22 protein-coding genes are annotated in these 19,393 nt (G+C 69.6%); 12 read left to right on the top strand and 10 right to left on the bottom strand.

Features of this window, described 5'->3' with window-relative positions:
• Positions 1-103 precede the first annotated feature (103 nt).
• The 3 genes from C1737_RS09465 (at position 104) to C1737_RS09455 (ending at position 2,344) form a co-directional block, all read left to right on the top strand.
• A complete protein-coding gene (locus C1737_RS09465; protein WP_068095892.1) occupies positions 104-1,027 on the top strand; it encodes a CAP domain-containing protein in 924 nt (307 codons plus the stop codon).
• A gap of 127 nt (positions 1,028-1,154) precedes the next feature.
• Positions 1,155-1,448: a hypothetical protein gene (locus tag C1737_RS09460; protein WP_067927379.1), complete on the top strand. Its 294-nt coding sequence runs from the start codon at positions 1,155-1,157 to the stop codon at positions 1,446-1,448.
• A 56-nt stretch (positions 1,449-1,504) separates the two neighbouring features.
• Positions 1,505-2,344, top strand: a complete 840-nt coding sequence (locus C1737_RS09455; RefSeq protein ID WP_068095894.1) for an enoyl-CoA hydratase/isomerase family protein — start codon at positions 1,505-1,507, stop codon at positions 2,342-2,344.
• Between the two features lies 1 nt (position 2,345).
• Here C1737_RS09455 and C1737_RS09450 read toward each other — a convergent pair whose 3' ends face one another.
• Positions 2,346-3,125, bottom strand: coding sequence for an MBL fold metallo-hydrolase (locus C1737_RS09450; RefSeq protein ID WP_068095923.1), 780 nt, complete (start codon positions 3,123-3,125; stop codon positions 2,346-2,348).
• Between the two features lie 8 nt (positions 3,126-3,133).
• Positions 3,134-4,693: a long-chain-fatty-acid--CoA ligase gene (locus C1737_RS09445; RefSeq protein ID WP_068095896.1), complete on the bottom strand. Its 1,560-nt coding sequence runs from the start codon at positions 4,691-4,693 to the stop codon at positions 3,134-3,136.
• Between the two features lie 152 nt (positions 4,694-4,845).
• Between C1737_RS09445 and C1737_RS09440 the strand changes: the two genes are divergently transcribed.
• Complete coding sequence (locus C1737_RS09440) at positions 4,846-5,436, top strand: carboxymuconolactone decarboxylase family protein (RefSeq protein ID WP_068095898.1); 591 nt, start codon at positions 4,846-4,848, stop codon at positions 5,434-5,436.
• A 43-nt stretch (positions 5,437-5,479) separates the two neighbouring features.
• Here the strand turns inward: C1737_RS09440 and C1737_RS09435 are convergent, their stop codons facing one another.
• Positions 5,480-5,947, bottom strand: coding sequence for a hypothetical protein (locus C1737_RS09435; RefSeq protein WP_197516362.1), 468 nt, complete (start codon positions 5,945-5,947; stop codon positions 5,480-5,482).
• A gap of 312 nt (positions 5,948-6,259) precedes the next feature.
• On the opposite strand from C1737_RS09435, the gene C1737_RS09430 reads away from it, so the two are divergent.
• The 3 genes from C1737_RS09430 (at position 6,260) to C1737_RS09420 (ending at position 8,849) form a co-directional block, all read left to right on the top strand.
• Positions 6,260-7,048: an SDR family NAD(P)-dependent oxidoreductase gene (locus tag C1737_RS09430; protein WP_067927213.1), complete on the top strand. Its 789-nt coding sequence runs from the start codon at positions 6,260-6,262 to the stop codon at positions 7,046-7,048.
• Positions 7,049-7,065: 17 nt separating this feature from the next.
• A complete protein-coding gene (locus tag C1737_RS09425; RefSeq protein ID WP_068095902.1) occupies positions 7,066-7,998 on the top strand; it encodes a catalase family peroxidase in 933 nt (310 codons plus the stop codon).
• A gap of 65 nt (positions 7,999-8,063) precedes the next feature.
• Positions 8,064-8,849, top strand: a complete 786-nt coding sequence (locus C1737_RS09420) for a sulfite exporter TauE/SafE family protein (RefSeq protein WP_068095904.1) — start codon at positions 8,064-8,066, stop codon at positions 8,847-8,849.
• A 26-nt stretch (positions 8,850-8,875) separates the two neighbouring features.
• Here C1737_RS09420 and C1737_RS09415 read toward each other — a convergent pair whose 3' ends face one another.
• Complete coding sequence (locus C1737_RS09415; RefSeq protein ID WP_068095906.1) at positions 8,876-9,958, bottom strand: glutamate--cysteine ligase; 1,083 nt, start codon at positions 9,956-9,958, stop codon at positions 8,876-8,878.
• Between the two features lie 39 nt (positions 9,959-9,997).
• Positions 9,998-10,435, bottom strand: a complete 438-nt coding sequence (locus C1737_RS09410; protein WP_067927204.1) for an anti-sigma factor antagonist — start codon at positions 10,433-10,435, stop codon at positions 9,998-10,000.
• Positions 10,436-10,590: 155 nt separating this feature from the next.
• On the opposite strand from C1737_RS09410, the gene C1737_RS09405 reads away from it, so the two are divergent.
• A complete protein-coding gene (locus tag C1737_RS09405) occupies positions 10,591-11,211 on the top strand; it encodes a TetR/AcrR family transcriptional regulator (RefSeq protein WP_067927201.1) in 621 nt (206 codons plus the stop codon).
• 9 nt (positions 11,212-11,220) lie between these two features.
• Here the strand turns inward: C1737_RS09405 and C1737_RS09400 are convergent, their stop codons facing one another.
• On the bottom strand, positions 11,221-11,886 hold the full coding sequence (locus tag C1737_RS09400) for a DedA family protein (protein WP_067927199.1): 666 nt from the start codon (positions 11,884-11,886) through the stop codon (positions 11,221-11,223).
• A 36-nt stretch (positions 11,887-11,922) separates the two neighbouring features.
• The gene (locus C1737_RS09395) at positions 11,923-12,741 is read right to left on the bottom strand and encodes an SGNH/GDSL hydrolase family protein (protein ID WP_082972922.1); all 819 of its coding nucleotides are present in this window, start codon (positions 12,739-12,741) and stop codon (positions 11,923-11,925) included.
• A gap of 104 nt (positions 12,742-12,845) precedes the next feature.
• On the opposite strand from C1737_RS09395, the gene C1737_RS09390 reads away from it, so the two are divergent.
• Together C1737_RS09390 and C1737_RS09385 are read left to right on the top strand one after the other, a co-directional pair.
• Positions 12,846-13,931, top strand: a complete 1,086-nt coding sequence (locus tag C1737_RS09390; protein WP_102417942.1) for a permease — start codon at positions 12,846-12,848, stop codon at positions 13,929-13,931.
• Between the two features lie 41 nt (positions 13,932-13,972).
• On the top strand, positions 13,973-14,776 hold the full coding sequence (locus tag C1737_RS09385) for an IclR family transcriptional regulator (RefSeq protein ID WP_102417941.1): 804 nt from the start codon (positions 13,973-13,975) through the stop codon (positions 14,774-14,776).
• Here the strand turns inward: C1737_RS09385 and C1737_RS09380 are convergent.
• Positions 14,764-15,597, bottom strand: coding sequence for a polysaccharide deacetylase family protein (locus C1737_RS09380; RefSeq protein ID WP_199182952.1), 834 nt, complete (start codon positions 15,595-15,597; stop codon positions 14,764-14,766). The two genes, C1737_RS09385 and C1737_RS09380, sit on opposite strands and share 13 nt — an antisense overlap.
• 253 nt (positions 15,598-15,850) lie before the next feature.
• Between C1737_RS09380 and C1737_RS09375 the strand changes: the two genes are divergently transcribed.
• Both C1737_RS09375 and C1737_RS09370 read left to right on the top strand, forming a co-directional pair.
• Complete coding sequence (locus C1737_RS09375) at positions 15,851-16,141, top strand: YiaA/YiaB family inner membrane protein (protein ID WP_068093301.1); 291 nt, start codon at positions 15,851-15,853, stop codon at positions 16,139-16,141.
• Between the two features lie 65 nt (positions 16,142-16,206).
• Positions 16,207-17,523, top strand: coding sequence for an acyltransferase (locus C1737_RS09370; protein WP_102417939.1), 1,317 nt, complete (start codon positions 16,207-16,209; stop codon positions 17,521-17,523).
• Positions 17,524-17,570: 47 nt separating this feature from the next.
• Here the strand turns inward: C1737_RS09370 and C1737_RS09365 are convergent, their stop codons facing one another.
• Together C1737_RS09365 and macS are read right to left on the bottom strand one after the other, a co-directional pair.
• Positions 17,571-18,233: a response regulator transcription factor gene (locus C1737_RS09365; RefSeq protein ID WP_102417938.1), complete on the bottom strand. Its 663-nt coding sequence runs from the start codon at positions 18,231-18,233 to the stop codon at positions 17,571-17,573.
• Entirely contained in the window at positions 18,223-19,383 is a 1,161-nt protein-coding gene (gene macS / locus C1737_RS09360) for a MacS family sensor histidine kinase (RefSeq protein WP_102417937.1), read from the bottom strand. The genes C1737_RS09365 and macS overlap by 11 nt, the downstream gene beginning before the upstream one ends.
• Between the last annotated feature and the right edge of the window lie 10 nt (positions 19,384-19,393).

The following is a 19,393-nucleotide window of genomic DNA, read 5'->3' as shown; positions in this document are numbered from 1 at the left end:
ACACCCCGCCGCGAATAGCGTCAGGCAACAGGTGAATTGAGAGGAGCTTCTCATGTCGGTGAGTACGACACTGCAAGCTGCGCGTAACCCGCTCCTAGCCGGGATGCGGCTGCCCATGTTGCCGTTGTGGGTGGCGGCGGCCACCGTGCTGAGCGGTGTGACGGGGTTACCGGCCGCGTCGGCGAACGGTAATTGCATTCCCAACGACATGGCCAATTTGGTTCCGCGCAAAGCGCGACCGGGCGATATGGTTTGCGTACCCTCGAACATCGCCCAGACCGTCCAGGACGAAAACAATGCTGCGGCAAAGGGTGTGGGCTATGTGCCCGGTGGCGGCGCTTATGGGCCCAAGACCTGCACTTCTGGTTTGGTGTGGCGCGAGGCGTTCGACGGCGATGCGGTGTGCGTGAGTCCGCAACGGCGGCAACAAACGTGGCAGGAGAACGCCGACGCCGGTGTCGGCAACACCGGCGGCCTCAAACCCGAGGCCGGCTTCAATCCCGGTGGCGCCAAAGCGGCCCCCGGAAGCGGCGGGCCAGATGCGGCCTTACTCGCCGCAGTCAACGACGCCCGGGTGAACCCGGGCAAGTACCTCCCGCACCCCACGGACAAGGACGGCACCAAATGGGATACCTCCGGCGCGCTTACGAAACCTTGCCCGAAACCCTTCGCCGATTCGGGGGCCTTGGACAACACGGCGGCCACCCATAACGGCTTCATCGCCAATATGGACGCCAGTACGGTCGACAATTTCCCGAACATGCACAAGACCGCGAGTGGTGGCCTGACCACGGACCAGGGTGGGCCCATCACCCAGGCCGGATACTCCAATACGGGCGAGATCGTCGCCGATGGGTTCCCCTCGGAAGCGGCCGCCGTGCAGTTCTGGATGCAAGATGACGGCGGCAAGAACAATTGGGGTCACCGCAACCTGATCCTGAACTGTGGCCTCACCGATGCCGGTGCGGCGCACTTCGCCGGCGGCCCCAGGGGGCATTACTGGACCGTCGACATGGGATCTCACTGAAACGCCTGATATCGGGGATATTCCCAGTCTTCGGAAGCGTCGGAGGGTGCCCGACACCCTTGCCTGGTCGCACCCAGTGGGCCACCATAAGACCGCGGCTGGGTGCGCTCGACAAGGGACGGTGGAGATGGCAGGAAACCAAGAAGGCATCGGCATCCTCAAACTCGAGTGCCCGCAAGGCCATCCGGTGGGCAGGCTGCTCAAGGACGCTCCCCATCAGTCGGTCGCCTACGACCCCGGCGCGCAGGCGGGGCCGCGCCGGTTCTGGCCGGACGAAGACGACCAGCCGCAGTTCAAGGCGACCTGCAGATACTGCGAGCGGCCGGTGGGGCAAGCCACAGCCACGCTGCAGAGCGCGCTCGCGGCGTTGCTCGACGACGCGGCCACCACCAGCGCCACGGCGACGCTGCCGTATGCCTGACCGGCCGCCGGGGCTACTGTAAGAGCGACAGTAGCGACCGACGCACGAGGAGTCCCGTGGCGCAGATCCCGCCGACATCCCAGAGCACGCCCCGCCCGCCTGAGGGCGACTGGCTCGGCACCCCCTATCTGACCCTCGAGCGCCAGGGGTCGATCGCGGTGTGCACCATCGACCGGCCCGAGGCGCGCAACGCCCTGACGCCGGCGATGTACTTCGGAATCCGTTACGCCGTGGGCCGTGTCAACGAGGACCCGGACCTGGCCGGGCTGCTGCTCACCGGGACAGGCGACGTCTTCGCGCCCGGCGGCGACATGGGCGGCGGCGGAGCCACGGACAACTGGATCACCTTCGGCGGCGCGCTGGGAATGGACGTCACCCCGTTCGACGCGGTGCGCACCTCCGCGAAGCCAGTCGTTTCCGCGGTAAACGGCCTGTGTCAGGGCGGCGGGTTCCAGATCGCGCTGTGCAGCGACCTGGCCGTGGTCAGCGAGCGGGCCACCTTCCGCGTGCCCGAACTGTTCCGCGGCTACGCCGACACCTATTACAGCCAGATGCTCACCCGCGTCATCGGGCCGGTGCGCACCCGCGACCTGATGTTCACCGGACGGGTGCTCACCGCGGCCGAGGCGCTGGACTGGGGCCTGGTCACCCGCGTGGTCGCGCACGACGACCTGCTCGCCGAGGCGAAAGACCTACTGGCGCAATGCTGTCGCACCGCGCCGCGCGCCCGCGGCGTGATCAAGTCCAGCATCGACAGCTATCTGGGGCTCTACGACCGCATCGGCATGACCAGCAGCCTGAGTGACGCCGAGGCGCGCGAGGGCTTCCGCGCGTTCAAGGAGCGCCGCTCGCCCGATTGGGTGCACCCGGACCTGCGGGTCGACGGGCGGCTCTAGATCACCACAGGTCGATCCACTCCCCGTGGGGCGTGACCCGTAACCGCTCGCTGATCCCGGCCTGGTCGAACGCCGCGGCGAATTCGTCGACACCCTCGGTGAAGTGGGCCCAGCCGTCGACGTGGGCGGGGATCACCACGCGGGCGCCCAGGATCTCGGCGGCGGCCGCCGCGCGGGCCGCGGTCAGGGTCAGCGGTCGCCCGCCTTCTTTGGCGGGCACGCTGGCCGCGCCCGCGAACAGCACGGCGACGTCGATGACGCCCGCCCGGTCGGCGACGTCCTTGACCGCCGCGATCGAGGCGTTGTCTCCGCTGAGGTACACGGTGGGCAGGCCGGGCCCGGACAGCACGAAGCCGGTCACCTCGCAGTTGACGTGGCCGCCTTCGTCGCGCTGTCCGTCGGCCGGGCCGTGCACGGCCGGAACGGCTTGCACGTCAAGCGATCCGGACAGTTCGTGGGTCTGCCAGGGCGCCACCCCCAACGCCGGGGGGCCCAGCCGGCCCGCCGCGCCGGGGTGGGTGATCACCAGCGGGGCGGCCAGGGCCATCCGGCGGCCGTCGTCGTCGAGGTTGTCGGGATGCTGGTCATGGCTGATCAACACCGCATCCACCCGGCCGAGCGCCTCGGGGCTCACAGCGGGCCCGGTCAGCTTGGTCAGGTAGGCGTGCACGCCGGGCGGGTCGAACGTCGGATCCATCACCAGCCGGTGGCCCGCGATGTCCAGCACCGTGGTCGGGCCGCCCAGTACGCTGATCGCGCAGTCGCGTCGATGCGCGTCCACCAGCGCGCTCATACCGCTCGCGTCCGGTCGCGCCAGTACGGTTCGCGCAGCTGGGTTTTGAGGATCTTTCCGCTCGCGTTACGGGGTAGCGCCTCCACGAACTCCACGGTTCGCGGGCACTTGTAGCCGGCGAGGTGACGGCGGCAGAACTCGATGACGTCTTTTTCGTCGACCTCGCCGGAAGCCACCACGATCGCCTTGACCGATTCGCCCCAGAAGTCGTCGGGCACCCCGATCACCGCGGCGTCCGCGATGGCGGGGTGCTCGACGAGCACGCTTTCCACCTCGGGGCCGTACACGTTCTCCCCGCCGGTGATGATCATGTCCCTGAGCCGGTCCTCGATGTAGACGTAGCCGTCGGCGTCCAGGCGCCCCACGTCGCCCGTGCGCACCCAGTCGTCGCCGGTGATCGTCTCGGCGGTCGCCTCCGGCCGGTTCAGATAGCCGCTCATGTTCTGGTTGCTGCGTACCCAGATCTCGCCGGGCTCCCCGGCGGGCACCTCGACACCCGTGTCGGGATCGACGACCCGGATCTCGGTGCCCAGCACCGCCTTTCCGGCCGCCAGCTGCAGGTGTGGACGGGCGGAGTCGCGGTGGTCGGCGTCGCTGAGCGCGGTGACCGCGCCGCACAGTTCCGTCTGCCCGTACACCTGAACGAATCGCGTGTCGGGCCAGGTGGACAGCGCCCGGTGCAGCAGGGGCAGCGGCATGGGCGCCGCCCCGTACACGATGTAGCGCAGGCCCGCGACCGTGGCGTGGGCCGCTTCGCCGGCGTCGAGGAATCGGGCGATCACCGGCGGGACGAAGAACGCATGGGTGGCCCCGGCCCGCACCGCGCCGATCAGGGCGGCGGCGTCGGGTTCGCGGGTCATGATCGTCGGCACCCCGGCGCGAATGCCGAAGAGCGCGTAGCCGATTCCGCCGACATGGAACAGGGGCATGGCCACCAGGTTCGCGTCCCCGTCGCCGAACGGGAACTCCGGCGCCAGGTTCGCCGCGTGATTGACCAGCGCGCGCTGGCTCAGCAGCACGCCTTTGGGTCGCCCCGTGGTGCCGGAGCTGTAGATCACCAGCGCGGTCTCGCCCTCGTCGACGCCGGCGTCGCCCTCGGTGGGCGCCGCCGCGGCGAGCAGGGATTCGTACTCGTCGCCCACCGCGACGATGCGTTCCACGCCGGGCACCCGTGCGGCGGCCGCCTCGGCCGCCGGCTGCAGCTCGGCGCCGACGATGAGCAGCCGCGCCCCGCTGTCATCGAGCACGTGCACGAGTTCGTCGCCGATGACGCGCCAGTTGACGATGGTCGTCACCGCCCCGATCGACGCGGCGGCGAACAGCACCTCGAGGCAGGCGGGGTGGTTCTTGTCCAGAAACGCCACGCACTGACCCCGCTGCACACCGGCGGCGCGCAGCGCCCCGGCCACGCGACGGATCCGCTCGGCCCAGTCGGCCCAGGACCACTGCCGTTCGCCGTAGCGGATGGCCACGGCGTCGGGCCGCTGCTGTGCGTGCCGGTCGACGAATCCGGCCAGCGTCTCGGTCGTGTTCGCCGTGGTGTCGGCTGGTGGCATGAAACCCCTCCGAGTTCGATTCGCTCCACTATGTGATACGCGGTCACGTCCGCGCTCGCCACGTCGGCCCTCCGTTTGACTGGGAGCCTCCGCCTACCAGTGATCACCAACAAGTCCTGGCGCGCGCACCGGCGTCGGCGCACGATCAGGCTATGCCCGAGACGACGCGTCTGCCGCTGCTGCCACCGCTCAGTCTGAGCCCGGAGCAGAAGCGCCTCTACGACGACATGGCGGCGGTGATCGAGCGCAACTTCGACGGACTCGTCGCACGCCGCGAGGACGGCGCCCTGATCGGCCCCTTCAACGGCTGGCTGCATTTTCCGCAGTTCGGAAAGCCGGCCTGGGCGTTCAACAAGGCGCTTTGGGAACACAGGGTGCTGCCCGACGCCATCCATCAGTTGGTGATCCTGGTGACCGCCGCAAAATTCGGCGCCCGCTATGAGATCTACGGCCACGAGCACTTCGCCAGGCGAGCAGGTCTCGCGGAGCGCAAGATCGCGACGATCGCCGCGGGCGAACGCCCCCACGACCTCGACGACGACGAGGGTGCGGCCTACGACATGGCGGCCGCGCTGAACCGGGGCGGCTCGCTCCCGGAGACGACGTACCAGGCAGCGCGACAAGCGTTTGGCGCGGAGGGCCTCGCCGAGATCGTCTTTCTGGTGGGATGTTTCTCGATGGTCGGCGTCACGCTGAACGCGTTCGATGCGTCGGTACCGGGCAGGGAGGAAAGCCTCGGCTGATGCTGCTCCCGTTGGTGCTTCATCGACGAGCGAGCCGCAGCGCTCACTCCATGGACCGGATCATCATCCCGCCGTCGTCGACGGCCTGAGGAGTGGCATTGTTGTTCTGTCTGAAGTCGATGAAGACCGACCGTTGGTTGGACGTGTTCAGCAGTTCGGTGAAGGTGCCGATGACCGGAATGCGCCCCTCTGCTGCCGGCACATCGGCGGTGTAATCCACCGAGGCTTGTTGCTGGAAGTTGGCGCTCTGGAGCGGTTGCGTCTCGAGCGCGGTCAGGTTCCTCATATTGCCCAGACCGGATGAGGATGCGTACTGATCCATGTCGCCTTGCAGGACCGCATCGACGTCCGTGTTGCCGGCCGGCTTGACCGCGACCCGCAGTTGGGCGCTGCCGTCGGCATTGCTGAGCGCCAGCCAGTTCGGGCCGCGGTGGCCGGGCGTCCAGCCGGGCGCCGGAGAGATCGAAACGCCCTGAGCAACGGCGATCGGCTCGGCCGATGCGAGCCGCACCGGCGACGGTTCGGCGGCGACGTTCAGGACGATCGTGGCCGTCATGGCGGTGGCCACGGCCATCGCGGTGCCGACCCGTCGGGGTCGTGGTAGCTCGAGTGTCGACGTATTCATGCGCCAGCTCCTGATGCGGGTTTGGGCAAAGGGTGGGTCTCGCCCGCTATGTCCACGATCTCCCCGAAAGCGGATGGTGTCCAAGACCGGGCCGCTATTTGCCGATAGCTCTCCGTTATCGAAATCGGCTTCGGCGGCGGACCGGTGTGTCAACATGTCTGCGGCCTGACACGATTTTTCGAGCAGAGGGGACCGAGCGTGGTGAACCCTGACCGTGCCCGCTCACGCACGTTCGTCGTGACGGGCGCCGCATCCGGAATCGGCCTGGCGACCGCCAGGCGGCTGCTGGCCGAGGGGGGCACGGTCGTCGGCGCCGACCTGGCCGCCGCGCCGGACCTCGGGCCCCGGTTCACGTTCGTGACCGCGGACGTGGCCGACGAGGCCGCGGTCGCCGCGGTGCTGGCCGCCGTGCCCGATCGTCTCGACGGCGTCCTGCACGCCGCCGGGGTCGCCGGGGGCGGACCGGTCCACCTGCTCGACCGGGCCGAATGGGAGCGGGTGATCGGGATCAACCTCACCGGCACGTTCCTGGTCGCCAAGGCGGCGCTGGCCCGGATGATCGAGCAGCCCCGCGTGGACGGCGAACGCGGTTCGCTGGTGACCGTCGCCAGCGTCGAGGGCCTGGAAGGCACCGCGGGCGGCAGCTCCTACAACGCGGCCAAGGGCGGCGTCGTGCTGCTCACCAAGAACATCGCGCTCGACTACGGCCCCAGCGGCATCCGGGCCAACGCGATCTGCCCCGGCTTCATCGAAACGCCGATGGCGCAAAGCGTCTTCGGTCTCCCCGGCATGGAGGGACCGCTGCAATCGATCACTGCCGAGCACGCACTGCAACGTCTGGGCCGGCCGGAGGAGGTCGCGGCCATGGCGGCGTTCCTGCTGTCGCCCGACGCCTCGTTCGTCAGCGGCCAGGCGATCGCCGTCGACGGCGGCTACACGGCCGGCCGCGACCACGGTGTGGTCAAACTCTTCGGCTTTCCCTCCTAGCGCCTTAAGATTCGCGCATGGTCACTCCCGACGAGGCGATCGAGGCGATTCGGGGCACCGGCGGTGCGCAGCCGGGTTGCCGCGCGCTGCACGCCAAGGGCACGCTCTACCGCGGCACGTTCACCGCCACACCCGATGCGGCGATGCTTACGCGCGCAAAGCATCTCGACGGTTCGACGGTCCCGGCGCTGATCCGTTTCTCCAATGGCGCCGGCAACCCCAAACAGCGTGACAACGTGCCGGGAATCCGCGGGATGGCGGTCAAGTTCACCCTGCCCGACGGCTCCACCACCGACGTCGTGACGCAGACCGCGCGCCTGTTCGTCTCGAGCACACCGGACGGATTCGTCGATCTGCTCAAGGCGATGCGGCCCGGCCTGACGACGCCGCTGCGCATGGCCAAGTACTTCCTCACCCATCCCCGGCTGCTCGGCGCGCTGCCGGTGCTGCGCGACGCGAACAAGATCCCGGCCAGCTATGCCACCATCGAGTACCACGGCTTGCACGCGTTCCGCTGGGTCGCCGCCGACGGCAGCGCCAGATTCGTTCGCTACCACCTGGTTCCGGCCGCCGCAGCGAACTACCTGTCGGCGTCGGCCGCCCAGGGCGAAGGAGCGGACTTTCTCACCGACGAGCTGAACGCGCGCCTGGCGAGCGGGCCGGTGCGATTCGACTATCGGGTGCAGATCGGCGGGCCCACCGACTCCACGGTCGATCCGTCGGCGCCCTGGCAGAGCACCCAGATCGCGACCGTCGGCACCGTGGAGATCACCGGCCTGGAGACCGAGCGCGAACACGGCGGCGACATCGTGGTGTTCGACCCGATGCGGGTGACCGACGGCATCGAGCCCTCCGACGATCCGGTCCTGCGGTTCCGGACGCTTGCGTATTCGGCGTCGGTGAAGCTGCGGACGGGCGTCGAGCGCGGGGCCGAAGCCCCGCCCGCCTGACCATAACCTCGGACCGCCCGGTCGCCCGCGAGCCGAAACCGGCGGCAGGCTAGGGTTTTCCTTCAGTGTCGCCTTCCCACATGCTGCTGATCTGCTTGGCCGGGTTCGGCGCCGGCGCCATCAACGCGCTCGTCGGGTCCGGCACCCTGATCACGTTCCCGACGCTGGTCGCCCTCGGCTTCCCACCGGTCACGGCCACCATGTCCAACGCGACCGGTCTGGTAGCCGGCAGCGTGTCGGGCACCTGGGGTTACCGCGCCGAGCTGGGCGGCCAGTGGGACCGGCTGCGTTGGCAGCTCCCGGCGTCGCTGGCCGGTGCGGTGCTGGGCGCATTCCTGCTGCTGCACCTGCCGGAGAAGGTCTTCGCCGAAGTGGTGCCGGTGTTGTTGATCCTGGCGCTGATCCTGGTGGTCGCCGGGCCGCGGATCCAGGCGTGGACGAGCCGGCGGGCCGAGGCCGCGGGCCGTTCGGCCGAGCACATCACGCCCGCCCGGATGGCCGTGCTGGTGCTCGGCACGTTCGCCGTCGGCGTCTACGGCGGCTACTTCACCGCGGCGCAGGGCATCTTGCTGGTCGGCCTGATGGGTGCGCTGCTGCCGGAGTCGGTGCAGCGGATGAACGCCGCCAAAAACCTCATGACGCTGGTGGTGAATGTGGTTGCGGCGGTGGCCTATACGTTGGTGGCCTTCGACCGGATCAGCTGGCCGGCCGCCGGGCTGATCGCGGCCGGCTCACTGGTCGGGGGACTGGTCGGGGCCCGCTACGGGCGCCGGCTGTCGGGCAACGCGCTGCGCGCCACCATCGTGGTGGTGGGCCTGATCGGGCTGTATCGACTGCTCGCCGTCGCCTGACAGAAAAGGGTTGCCGCACAAAGCGTTCAGTTCAGCGTGGCGACGGCCGCCTCCTCGATCACGTCCATCACCTCGCCCCGACGACGCCAGGCCCGCAGCTGGCGCATCGCCCCGTTGCCCTGCTCGGCGACCCGGTCGAGTTCGGCCACGACGCGGTCATACTCACCGAGCGACTCCAACGCCGCCCGCACGCGTCGCACGAGCGCGCCCAGCTGCTCACGCGCCGGCACCGCCCCGCGGCCGTGGACCAGGTCGAGCGTGCGTCCGGCGAGCCCGTCGTGGGCGGCCTTCCAGTACGCCGCGCGCAGGGCCGCCGGCGGAAGCCGGCCGGGCCCATCGGCTTCGAGCGCCGTCATCACCGCCGCCCTGACCAGGGTGGCCAGCAGCACCGTCTCCGCGACCGTCGCCGGCACGTCGGCCACCCGCACCTCGATCGTCGGGAAATTCTCCGACGGGCGCACGTCCCAATAGACCATCTTCTGGTCCAGGATCACTTCGCTGTCGATCAGCATCCGCACCGTGCGGTCGTAGTCGTCGGGCGACGGGAAGAAGGGCGGCGGCCCGGCTACCGGCCAGCGCCGCCACAGCACGCTGCGCCAGCTCGCGTAGCCGCTGTCGGCGCAGCGATACACCGCCGAATTCGCCGACAGCGCAAGCAAAGACGGCAGCCAGGGCCGCAGCCAGTTGCTGACCGCGACGGCGGCCGCGCGGTCGGGAACCGCAACGTGCACATGGCATCCGCAGATGCCCTGCTCGTGGGCGACCATCCCGTACTCGGCGCCGATGCGCCGGTAGCGGGGCGTGTCGGTGACGGGGAACTCGTGCGGCGTGGCGGGCGGTAGCCCGGCGGCGAGCAGCTGAAGCCCCACCGCCTCGGCCGCCCGGGCCGCCGTGCGCCGCAGCCGCGACAGTTCCTCGCCGAGTTCGGTACTGGCTGCCACAACGCTGGAGGTCGTTTCGACCTGGCAGCTGCTCAGTTCCAGCTGCAGCTCGACGCCACGGCGGGCCGCCTCGGCGGCCACGTCAACGTTCCGCGGAGCCGGTTCTCCGGTTCGCGGGTCGACGAGGAGGAATTCCTCCTCCGCGCCGAAGGTGGGCGGGTCGCTCATCTGGCCCGGGGGAGGGCGATCAGGGGTTGGGCCGCCCCGTCACCAGCGGGCCGCGGACCCCAGGGCGGAATCGGCGGTCGGGTAGATGGGCAGCAGCGCGGACAGGCCGCACGCGTCGACGATGCGGGCGACGATCGGTTCGCGGCTCACCAGGCGCAATTCGATGCCACGCTCCTTGCAGCGCTTCGCCTCGTCGGCCAGCACCGCGAAGGCGCAGCAGCCCATGAAATCGAGTCCGGTGACGTCGACGACGAAAGGGCCGGGAGCGATGACGATGCCGGCCACCTCGGAGACCAGCTGGCGCCAGGTGTGCTCGTTGCAGGCGTCGACCTCACCGCCCGCGTAGATGAGCACCGCCGGGCCGCTGCGATCGGCGGTCGCGCGCAGGGTGCTGTTCGGATCGCCGAGCTCGTAGACCAGCTTCGTGCTCAGCATCAAGTGGGTAGTTGTCATAGGTTCTGCAATGGCCGAGCACATCGTGGACTCCTAATCGACCGGCGTCTACGACGCTGCGATGGATGCCCGTCCTGCCCTCTGAAGACAGACTCTTCGCGGAAGTGCGAATCTCATTTCTATAACAAGACAGGTCGGTCTGTCTACCTGTCCCGGCTAAGAGTATGTTGTGGGTTGTTATGACAGCTTCCGACCTCGGAAGGCCCGCCGCGTCGGCTCGTGAGCGCATCTTGACCGCGGCATATGACCTGTTCAGCCGGCGCGGGATCCGTGCTGTCGGCACCGAAGAGGTCATCGAGAAGGCCGGGGTCGCCAAGGCCACGTTGTACCGTCACTTCGCCACCAAGAACGACCTGGTGCTGGCAGTGCTGCAGCGGCGCGAGGAGCTGTGGACGCACGGGCTGATCGAGGAGCAGTCCCGGCAGCGCGGCGAGACGCCCGAGGAACAGTTGCTGGCGATCTTCGACGTCATGCACGAATGGATTCAGCTGCGCGACGGCTACGAGGGCTGCTCGTTCATCAACGTGCTGCTCGAGCTCGGGCCCGATTCCCCCGCGGGACGGGCCTGCGTCACCCACATCGACCACGTCCGCGACATCGTGCGGCACCGCGCCGTCGCGGCGGGGCTGACCGACGTCGAGGATTTCGCCTCGTCCTGGCACATCCTGATGAAGGGCGCGATCGTGCTGGCGGCCGTCGGCGACCGGGACGCCGCCCTCCGTGCCCGCAGGATGGCCGTCGCGCTCATCGAAGAGCACCGGCCGGTCGTACCGGAGGATGTCGGCGAGGCGGCCAGTTAGCCGCCGCTGTCACGCGGCGTCGGCCGCGGTGTTCTCCGCCTTGCGGTAGTGCTCGGCCTCGAGTTCGGCGATGGCCCGCGAGGTGCGCTCGCGCAGCGCGAAGGCGGCGATCAGCCCGAACACGATGGCGATGACGAGCGCGATCCAGGAGAACCGCTCCATCCAGCGCTCGGCGGCCATCCCGGCGTAATACACCAGCGCGGTGGTGCCGCCGGCCCAGCAGATGGCGCCCGAGACGTTGGCGGTCAGGAAGCGGGGGTAGTGCATCTTCAGGGCGCCGGCCAGCGGCCCGGCGAAAATGCGCAGCAGCGCGATGAAGCGGCCGAAGAAGACCGCTCGAACTCCCCAGCGGTTGAACAACTTTTCGGCCAACGCGACGTGTCCGGGACCGAAATGTTTGGGGAACCGCCGGCCGAGGCGGTCGAAGAGCGGCATGCCGAACCGGCGCCCGATCGCATAGCCGATCGAGTCGCCGACCACGGCGCCGATCACCGCCGCGACGCCGACCCCGACGGGGTTGACCGGCAAGTCGTCATGCGACGACATCAACGCGGCACTGACCAGGATGATCTCCCCGGGAAGGGGAATGCCCAGGCTCTCCAGCCCGACCACACCGCCGACCACCAGGTAGACCGCGAGCGGCGGGATCGCGTGCAGCAAAGCCTCCACATCCATGCGTCCAGGATGCCTGACCGCCCGGCGATACGCGCCCTAAACCCTCCGGTTGGCGTCGGCCGGTCTGCTCGGCTCGCTGAGGCTCTCCAGCCGCGGTCGTTTGGGTTCCCGCCCGTCGGCCGACGACAGGCCGCGCAGCCGCCGCCAGATCCACGGGAAGAAACTGTCCTGCGTCCACCGCAGCTGTTCGTAAGCCCCGCTGCTGCGCGACCGGCGCCTGGCGTCGGGGCTGGCGTGTGCCCAATCATGGTTGCTGCCAGGCAGATTCAGGGCCTCGGCGGCCGCGGCGGCGAACAGCATGTGCCCCTTGGTGGAGGCGTGCACGCGGTCGATCGCCCAGGTGTCCAGTTCGCGCATCGACGGCGCGTTGTACAGGTCGACCAGCCCGAACCCGTAGCGGTCGGCCGCCGCCGTGATCGCGGCGTTGATGCGGGCCAGGCGCCCCGACACCAGCCGCCCCAGCGGGAGGAACTGCGCGACGTTCGGAAAGGTCGTCGTCACCACCGTCGCGCCGGATCTGGCCAGCGCGGCGTAGACGTACTCGAGGTCGGCCAGGGCGGGGCTGAACGAGCGCCCCGGCTGAATGACGTCGTTCATCCCGGCGCACACGGTGATCAGGTCCGGCTGCATCGCCAGCGCCTGCGGGACCTGTTCGTACAGGACGTCGGCGATCCGCTTGCCGCGGATCGCCAGGTTGGCGTAGTGCAGGCCGGGGTAGAGCGAATCGAGCATGACGGCGAGCCGGTCGGCGAATCCGAGGAGACCCACGACGTCGTCGCCGTCCCACAAGCCCTCGGTCTGACTGTCCCCGATGGCGACGTAACGGCGATACCCGGACGGAATGGCCCCGCGCACGAAGCCGAGAATAATAGCCATCGCCGGCCCGGTGTGTGAAGCATGGCCGCCCACCTCCGCTGCGCAGAACCGCGATCCGTGGGCTAGCGTCGGTGAGCGTGGCTATGCCTTTGAAGGGCAAGGAAATTCACATCGGTCGCCGGGGCGGCGTCGCGTTCGGTGTTTCGGTCGCCGTGGCCGTGTTCGTGGCGGGGTTGCTGTGGGCCAAGTGGCTGCCCTACGCGGCGAAGGCGGCCGCGGCCCACCGGAGCCGCCACTGGCCCGGATCGAGCATCCTCACCGTGGGCGGGGTGCACGCCGGGGACCGCCCGACGTGGCATGCCGCCGCGACCTTCTTCCACGCGTACGTGTCGTCGATCTGGCCGGCGCTGATCGTGGCGCTGCTGATCAGCGCCTCGGTGCAGGCGTTGATGCCCCGGGCGTGGCTGCCGCGCGCGTTGAACCGTCGACACCCCGTCTCCAGCGGGCTCGCCGGCGGGCTTGCGGGTATGCCGTCGATGATGTGCACGTGTTGCGCCGCTCCGGTCGCCGTGACCTTGCGGCGCAACGGCATCACTCCCGCGGCCGCCATCGCCTACTGGTTGGGTAACCCGCTGCTCAACCCGGCGGTGCTGGTGTTCCTGTTCTTCGTCGCGCCCTGGCAATGGACGCTGACCAGGGCGATCGTCGGAGTCGCGACGGTGCTCGGAGTCGCGGCCTCGGTGGGCTGGGTCTCGCGTGCGTCCGGCGGCGAGCCCGCCCCGGCGGGGACGGTCGCGGCCGCTGACGACGACGAGCCCGCGGGCCGGCCGCGCAGGTTCGTGCGGGCGCTGCTGTACCTGTGTCTGTTCCTGCTGCCCGAGTACGCCGTGCTGGTGCTGCTCGCCGGGGCGGTGCGGGGTTGGCTGCTCACCTTGGGTCAGCCGGCGCACCATGGACTGCTCCTGGGCCTTTCCCTCGTGGTGGTCGTCGCGATCGCCGGGACGCTCATGGTCATCCCGACGGCGGGGGAGATTCCGATCCTGCAGGGGCTGGCCATGCTGGGCGCGTCGTCGGGCACGATCGGTGCGTTGCTGATCACCCTCCCGGCGGTGAGCGCCCCGGGCGCCGCCATGGTCGCCCGCAGCTTCGGTTGGCGGGCCGTCGCAACCACGACTGCCGTGGTGGTCGCGGCGGGGCTGCTCGGGGCGGCCGTCCTCAGCTTGCTCTGAGTCGCAACCCGGGCGGGTGGTCCTTGGGTACCTTCACTGTCATGCCGAGGAAGCGTGAGCAGGACGCCGAGGCGCCCGCCGCCGACTCGCTTGCGCCGCAGTACCCGATCGAGTCCGTCGACAACGCCTTGAAACTGCTGCTGCTGTTGGGCGAGCAACCCGAGATCCGGTTGAGCGAGGCCACCCGCTACCTGGGTGTGGCGTCGTCCACCGCGCATCGGCTGCTGGCGATGCTGGCCTACCGCGGGTTCGTCCGGCAAGACCCGGTGTCGAAGGTCTATCTGCCCGGTCCGTCGTTGACCGGGGTGGCGTTCGCGATCTTCGGCCGCGTCGACATCCAGCGAACCGCCATGCCGATCATGCGAAGCCTGGCCGAGCAGCTGCGCGAAACCGTTCACGTCGGGATGCTGGACGGCGCAGGCGTCCGCTTTGTCGCCGCGGTGGAGGGCCCGGCCGCGGTCCGGGTGGCGTCCCGGTTGGGCCGCACCCTGCCCGCGCATTGCACCTCGACGGGCAAGGTCATGCTGGCGCAGCTGCCCGAGCCAGAACTGCGCCAGCTGCTGCCGCAGGAGCGGCTCGAACGCATCACGCCGTCCTCGATCGGCACCCGCACCGAGCTGGAGGCCGAGCTCGCCGCCATCCGCGAGCGTGGGTACGCGATCAACCGCGAGGAGAGCGAGGAAGGCGTGGCCTCGGTCGCGGTGCCCATACCGACGCGGGCGCCGGGTCTGCGGCTCGCGCTCAACGCCGCAGCGCCGCAGAACCGGCTGGACAGCTCCCGGTATGCCGCGGTGGCCGCCGCACTCGTCAAGGCGGCCAAGGAGATTGGCGATCAGCTGGGCTGAGGCGCCTTGGTGGTGCCCCGCCCGTGCGGGACCTCCGGCCGCAGGAAGACGTCGTCGAGCGTCACGGTGCGCAGCCCGCGCGAGCGAATGATGTCCACCAGCCGGGCGTACACGTGCGTGACCGGCGGGTGGTTGAGGTGGCCGATCACGATGTTCTGCGGCAGGAAGGACTGGTGGGCCATCCGGACGATCTGGTCCTCGGACACCGGCGCGGAATCGCGCAAGTCGCCGGACCACAGGGTGGTCACCTGGTAGCCCAGGTCGGCGGCCACCGCGGCGACCGCGGCGTTGTGATGGCCATACGGTGGCCGCAGGTATGGGGCGGCGTCGACTCCGTAGGTGTTGCGCAGCAGCGCGTCCGTGCGGCTCAGCTCGTCGGCGATCTGGCCCTTGGACAGTTTGGTCAGGTCGGGATGCGTCCAGGTGTGGTTGCCCAGCTGGATCTGCCCGGATTCGACCAGCGGGCGAAGCAAGCCGGCGTTGTCCGTCCACGAGCGGTAGCCGCCGGTGACGAAGTAGGTGAGCCGCACCCCGGTGTCCTTGGCGAATTGCGTGTAGAGCCGGACCACGTCGGTGTCCGCGCCGTCGTCGACCGTCCATGCCAACAGAGCGTCGTTGCCCGGAAGCTTTTTCAGCACACCGCCGCCGGGCAGCGCGACGCGCGATCGCGGGTCCGGTGGGGGTGACAACGGCGGCCCGACGGGAGCGCCCGGGAGGGGTGCGACCCCGGCGACATCGGCACGCACCGCCGCGGTTTCGGGCCCACCGGTGGCGACGGCCACCGTCGCGGCCAGCGCGACCAGGAAGCGTCGCCTGTCCAGTGCGGCCACGTCAGTACTCCTCGGCTGCCGGTGCCGGTCCGGGCACCGAATTCGGGGCAGTTAGCTGGACAGGCTAGGTGCGCGGCGACCGCGATCCCGGCACATCCGTGCGGTGTTCGCCGGCCGATACGAAGCTGTGACGCAAACTCAGCCGGCCGGCGACCGCGCCGCTTCGTGACGGCCGCCGGTGCCGTCTGTAATTGAGTAGTCTTACGGATTCCGGCGAGCAGCGGCCTGCCGCAGGCTTATTCGCATGACCGTTCCCTCTAGCATGTCCAAGACCACTGCTGCCTTCTTCGTTCAAGCGGCCGTCGCGTTCGCGATCAGCTTCGTGACCGCGCTGGGCGGGATCTACCTGCTTCCGCTTGACCTGTGGCAGCGATCCTTCCTCGGCATCACGTTCCTGTTCTTGGTGTCCAGCGCCTTCACCTTGGCCAAGGTGATTCGCGACCAACAGGAAGCCGCCACCGTGCGGGTGCGACTCGACGAGGCACGCATCGAGAAACTGCTGGCGGACTACGACCCGCTCCATGTCGCCAACTGAGTAGTACTCCCGGCTACATCCAATTCCACTCCCCGACAACAGGTTTCCCGAAAGGACCGGTTCCCATGGCAACTCTCAGCAGATTCCCGGACGTCGCCGAAGTGGCGGCGGCCACCCCGCCCGACCGCGATCGCGTCCTGGACGTCATCCGCATCACGTCGCTGGTCGGGGTGGTGCTCGGTCACACCGTGATGGCCATCAGCATCATCGAAAACCACGTCTTGATCTGGGACAACCTGCTGACCACCTCGGCGGTGTTCCAGGCGGCGACCTGGATCCTGCAGATCATGCCGCTGTTCTTCTTCGCCGGCGCCGCGGCGTGCCTGTCTTCCTGGTCCGCCGGCACGAACTGGGGTGACTGGCTGATGAAACGCTGCACCCGACTGTTCCGGCCGGTGTTCTACTACCTGGCGTTCTGGGCGGTGGCGCTGACGGTGCTGTATCACGCCCTGCCGCAACACATCTACGAGCCGGTGGCCGGCGTCAGCACGCAGCTGCTGTGGTTCCTGGGCGCCTACGTCCTGGTGCTGGCCGCCATGCCGATGCTGTACCGCATCACCACGGTGGGGCGTCTCGCCGCCGCCGTGGCCGCCGTCTACGGGGCCATCGCGGCGATCGACGCCGTCCGGCTGCACTGGCCGGCCATGATGCCCCTGGGCTACCTCAACCTGGCCGTCTGGCTCATCCCCGCCATGTTCGGCGTCGCCTACCGCCGGCGGCTGCTCACCGGGCGCGCCGCGCTGGCCGTCGCCGCCGTCTTCTTCGCCGTCGACGTCGCGCTGGTGCACTGGGGTCCCTACCGGATCAGCATGGTCGGCACCGGTGACCACCAGCTGTCCAACACCAGCCCGCCCTCACTGCTGCTGGCCGGGCACGCAATCATCCTGAGCGCCTTGGCCATCGCCGCCGCGCCGGCGATCGCACGCTGGGCCCGGCGGCCGCGGGTGTGGTGGTGGACCGCGATCGGCAACTCCGGGGCCATGACGCTGTACCTGTGGCACATGCCCGTGCTGCTGGGCGTGCACCTGGCCTTCGACTACCTGGGCTGCCCGCGCTACCCGGGCGCGCAGGATTTCCTCGCCCTCAGCCTCATCCAGCTGCTCGTCGTGGTCGTCGCCGTGGCGGTGCTCTTCGTCGCGCTGCGACCGCTGGAGAACAACCCGCTGTCGGGCTGGGACGGCGCCCCCACGGTGACGGCGCGCGGACGCGGAGCGGTCGTCGGCGCCCTGCTGTGCGTGGCGGGCGTGGCGATCCTTGCCGCCATCCGATGGGGGCTCAAAGACGACGGCCTGGTGTGCATGGCCGTGATGGTGACCGCGTTGGTCGGCGCCCGCGTGCTGGCCGCCGCACCGGCGAAACGCCTCAGCTCGGTTCGCGGGTAGCTCGAGACGTCGTTGACCCGCGGTGCGGTCGCCCGGCCGCCCGCGGGTCACGGCTCCTCGTCGAGGCCGTGCTCGATGGCGTAGCGCGCCAGCTCCACTCGGTTGGCGACCTGGAGTTTGCGAAAAGTCGCCTGCACGTGATTCTCGACCGTGCGGTGGCTCAGCGACAGCTTCTGGGCGATCTGCTTGGCGGACAGCCCCTTTGCCACATAGCGCAGCACCTCGGTTTCCCGTTCGGTGAGGCTGGGCGGAGCGGGACCGTCGTCCTTGCGCTGCGCGATTCGCCGGTATTCCCCCAACACCAGCCCGGCCAGGCTGGGGGTGAACACGGCGCGGCCCTCGGCCGTCGCCGAAACGGCTTGCGCCAGTTCCGACTTGGAGGCGCTCTTGACCAGGTATCCGGTGGCGCCGGCCTTGACGGCTTCGAGCACGTCCTCTCGCTCGTCGGAGGCCGAGAGGACCAATACCCGGGACGAGGGGGAGACGGCGAGCACGCCCGCGGTCGCCTGTGCGCCGTCGCCGTCGGGCAGCTGCATATCCATCACCACTACGTCGGGCTTGACCACGGCGGCGCGCCGCCGGGCGGCGGCGACACCGTCGGCGGTGGCGACCACGGTGAAGCCTTCTTCGGCCAGGTCGCGGGCGACCGCGTCGCGCCAGATGGGATGGTCGTCGACGACCATCACCGTGGTGGGGGTGTCACCGGCCATCGGGCGCCTTTCCGCGTGGCAGGCACAGCTCCCACTCCGTGCCTTGTCCGGGTTCGCTGTGCAGGTGCGCGGTGCCGCCCAGCGCAGTCAGCCGCCCGACGATCGATTGGGAGACGCCCAGGCGCCCCTGGCCCGCCGCTTCCTCGAGCCGGCCCGCGGCGATTCCCACGCCGTCGTCGCGGACGCTCACCACCACCGAATCGCCCAGGTCCTCGACGAGCACAAACGCGCGTGCGCCGGGGCCGGCGTGTGCGGCCACGTTGTCCAGCGCGTTGCCCACCGCCGCGTCGAGCTCGGCGCCCACCCGGCGTCCCAGGGGCACCGGCGTGGCGGGCAGGCTCAGCGACACCCGGTCGGATTCCCGGCGGCGCAGCAGGGTGCGCAGGTCGATGGTGGCGCCGTCGGTGTCCCGGTCGATGTCGGTGCTGGCCAGCCACCGCCGCAGGGCGCGTTCCTGCTCGCCGGCCAGCGCGGCGAGTTCCGCTGTGGCACCGCCGATTTCGTTCCCCTTCTTGGCCACCAGCGCCAGCACCTGGATGGCTCCGTCGTGGACCTGGCGGGACAGGCGTTCCCGTTCTTGCACCGCGGCCGTCAATCGGGCGGCTTGCTGGAGTTCGTCGTGGGCGCGTCGCGCGGTTTGGGCGGCCATGCCGATGGCCATGCCGACCGCCAGCTCGATGATGACGGTGGCGTTATGCCCCAGGTTGAGGGCGAGATAGTTCTTGACCGCGAAATTGGTGGCCATCACCACCAGGCCGGTGAGCATGCCGCCGGCCGGGCCGAACAGGATGGCCGCCGAGATCGTCGGGTTGCTGGCCCACAGCGTCGTCGGCCAGGTCTGGTTCTCGGCCGCCCAGTGTGGGGTGGTGACGATGGTGTTCGACGCCATGAGCAGCACGGCGATCACGATCTCGGCGAGCACCCACGCCGGCCGGCGGCCGAACCCGCGCAGGTACGCCAGCGCGCACGCCGCGCTCCAGCCGATCAGCACCGCGAACAGCGCCCAGCCCAGCGCGGGCAGGCGCAGGTCCGGGTTGATGGCGATCTGGAAGCCGGTGGCGTAGATGCAGCTCAGCAGCCGGAACACCTGCGCCGCACGCCATAACGGCGTGGTCGGATCGGGGCTGCTGTTCGCCATCGAGGTCAGCATAAATGTGCGG

Source organism: Mycobacterium sp. 4858, assembly GCF_900240975.1.
In the GTDB taxonomy this organism is placed as follows: Bacteria; Actinomycetota; Actinomycetes; order Mycobacteriales; family Mycobacteriaceae; genus Mycobacterium.
This window is presented reverse-complemented; position numbering and strand designations above follow the sequence as displayed.

What these genes read in the sequence shown, in the direction of transcription:
- C1737_RS09465 (WP_068095892.1), top strand. Translation starts at nt 104, where the DNA reads ATGCGGCTGCCCATGTTGCCGTTGTGGGTGGCGGCGGCCACCGTGCTG.
- C1737_RS09460 (WP_067927379.1), top strand. Translation starts at nt 1,155, where the DNA reads ATGGCAGGAAACCAAGAAGGCATCGGCATCCTCAAACTCGAGTGCCCG.
- C1737_RS09445 (WP_068095896.1), bottom strand. Translation starts at nt 4,693, where the DNA reads ATGCCACCAGCCGACACCACGGCGAACACGACCGAGACGCTGGCCGGA.
- C1737_RS09440 (WP_068095898.1), top strand. Translation starts at nt 4,846, where the DNA reads ATGCCCGAGACGACGCGTCTGCCGCTGCTGCCACCGCTCAGTCTGAGC.
- C1737_RS09425 (WP_068095902.1), top strand. Translation starts at nt 7,066, where the DNA reads ATGGTCACTCCCGACGAGGCGATCGAGGCGATTCGGGGCACCGGCGGT.
- C1737_RS09415 (WP_068095906.1), bottom strand. Translation starts at nt 9,958, where the DNA reads ATGAGCGACCCGCCCACCTTCGGCGCGGAGGAGGAATTCCTCCTCGTC.
- C1737_RS09410 (WP_067927204.1), bottom strand. Translation starts at nt 10,435, where the DNA reads ATGTGCTCGGCCATTGCAGAACCTATGACAACTACCCACTTGATGCTG.
- C1737_RS09405 (WP_067927201.1), top strand. Translation starts at nt 10,591, where the DNA reads ATGACAGCTTCCGACCTCGGAAGGCCCGCCGCGTCGGCTCGTGAGCGC.
- C1737_RS09400 (WP_067927199.1), bottom strand. Translation starts at nt 11,886, where the DNA reads ATGGATGTGGAGGCTTTGCTGCACGCGATCCCGCCGCTCGCGGTCTAC.
- C1737_RS09390 (WP_102417942.1), top strand. Translation starts at nt 12,846, where the DNA reads ATGCCTTTGAAGGGCAAGGAAATTCACATCGGTCGCCGGGGCGGCGTC.
- C1737_RS09385 (WP_102417941.1), top strand. Translation starts at nt 13,973, where the DNA reads ATGCCGAGGAAGCGTGAGCAGGACGCCGAGGCGCCCGCCGCCGACTCG.
- C1737_RS09375 (WP_068093301.1), top strand. Translation starts at nt 15,851, where the DNA reads ATGACCGTTCCCTCTAGCATGTCCAAGACCACTGCTGCCTTCTTCGTT.
- C1737_RS09370 (WP_102417939.1), top strand. Translation starts at nt 16,207, where the DNA reads ATGGCAACTCTCAGCAGATTCCCGGACGTCGCCGAAGTGGCGGCGGCC.
- C1737_RS09365 (WP_102417938.1), bottom strand. Translation starts at nt 18,233, where the DNA reads ATGGCCGGTGACACCCCCACCACGGTGATGGTCGTCGACGACCATCCC.
- macS (WP_102417937.1), bottom strand. Translation starts at nt 19,383, where the DNA reads ATGCTGACCTCGATGGCGAACAGCAGCCCCGATCCGACCACGCCGTTA.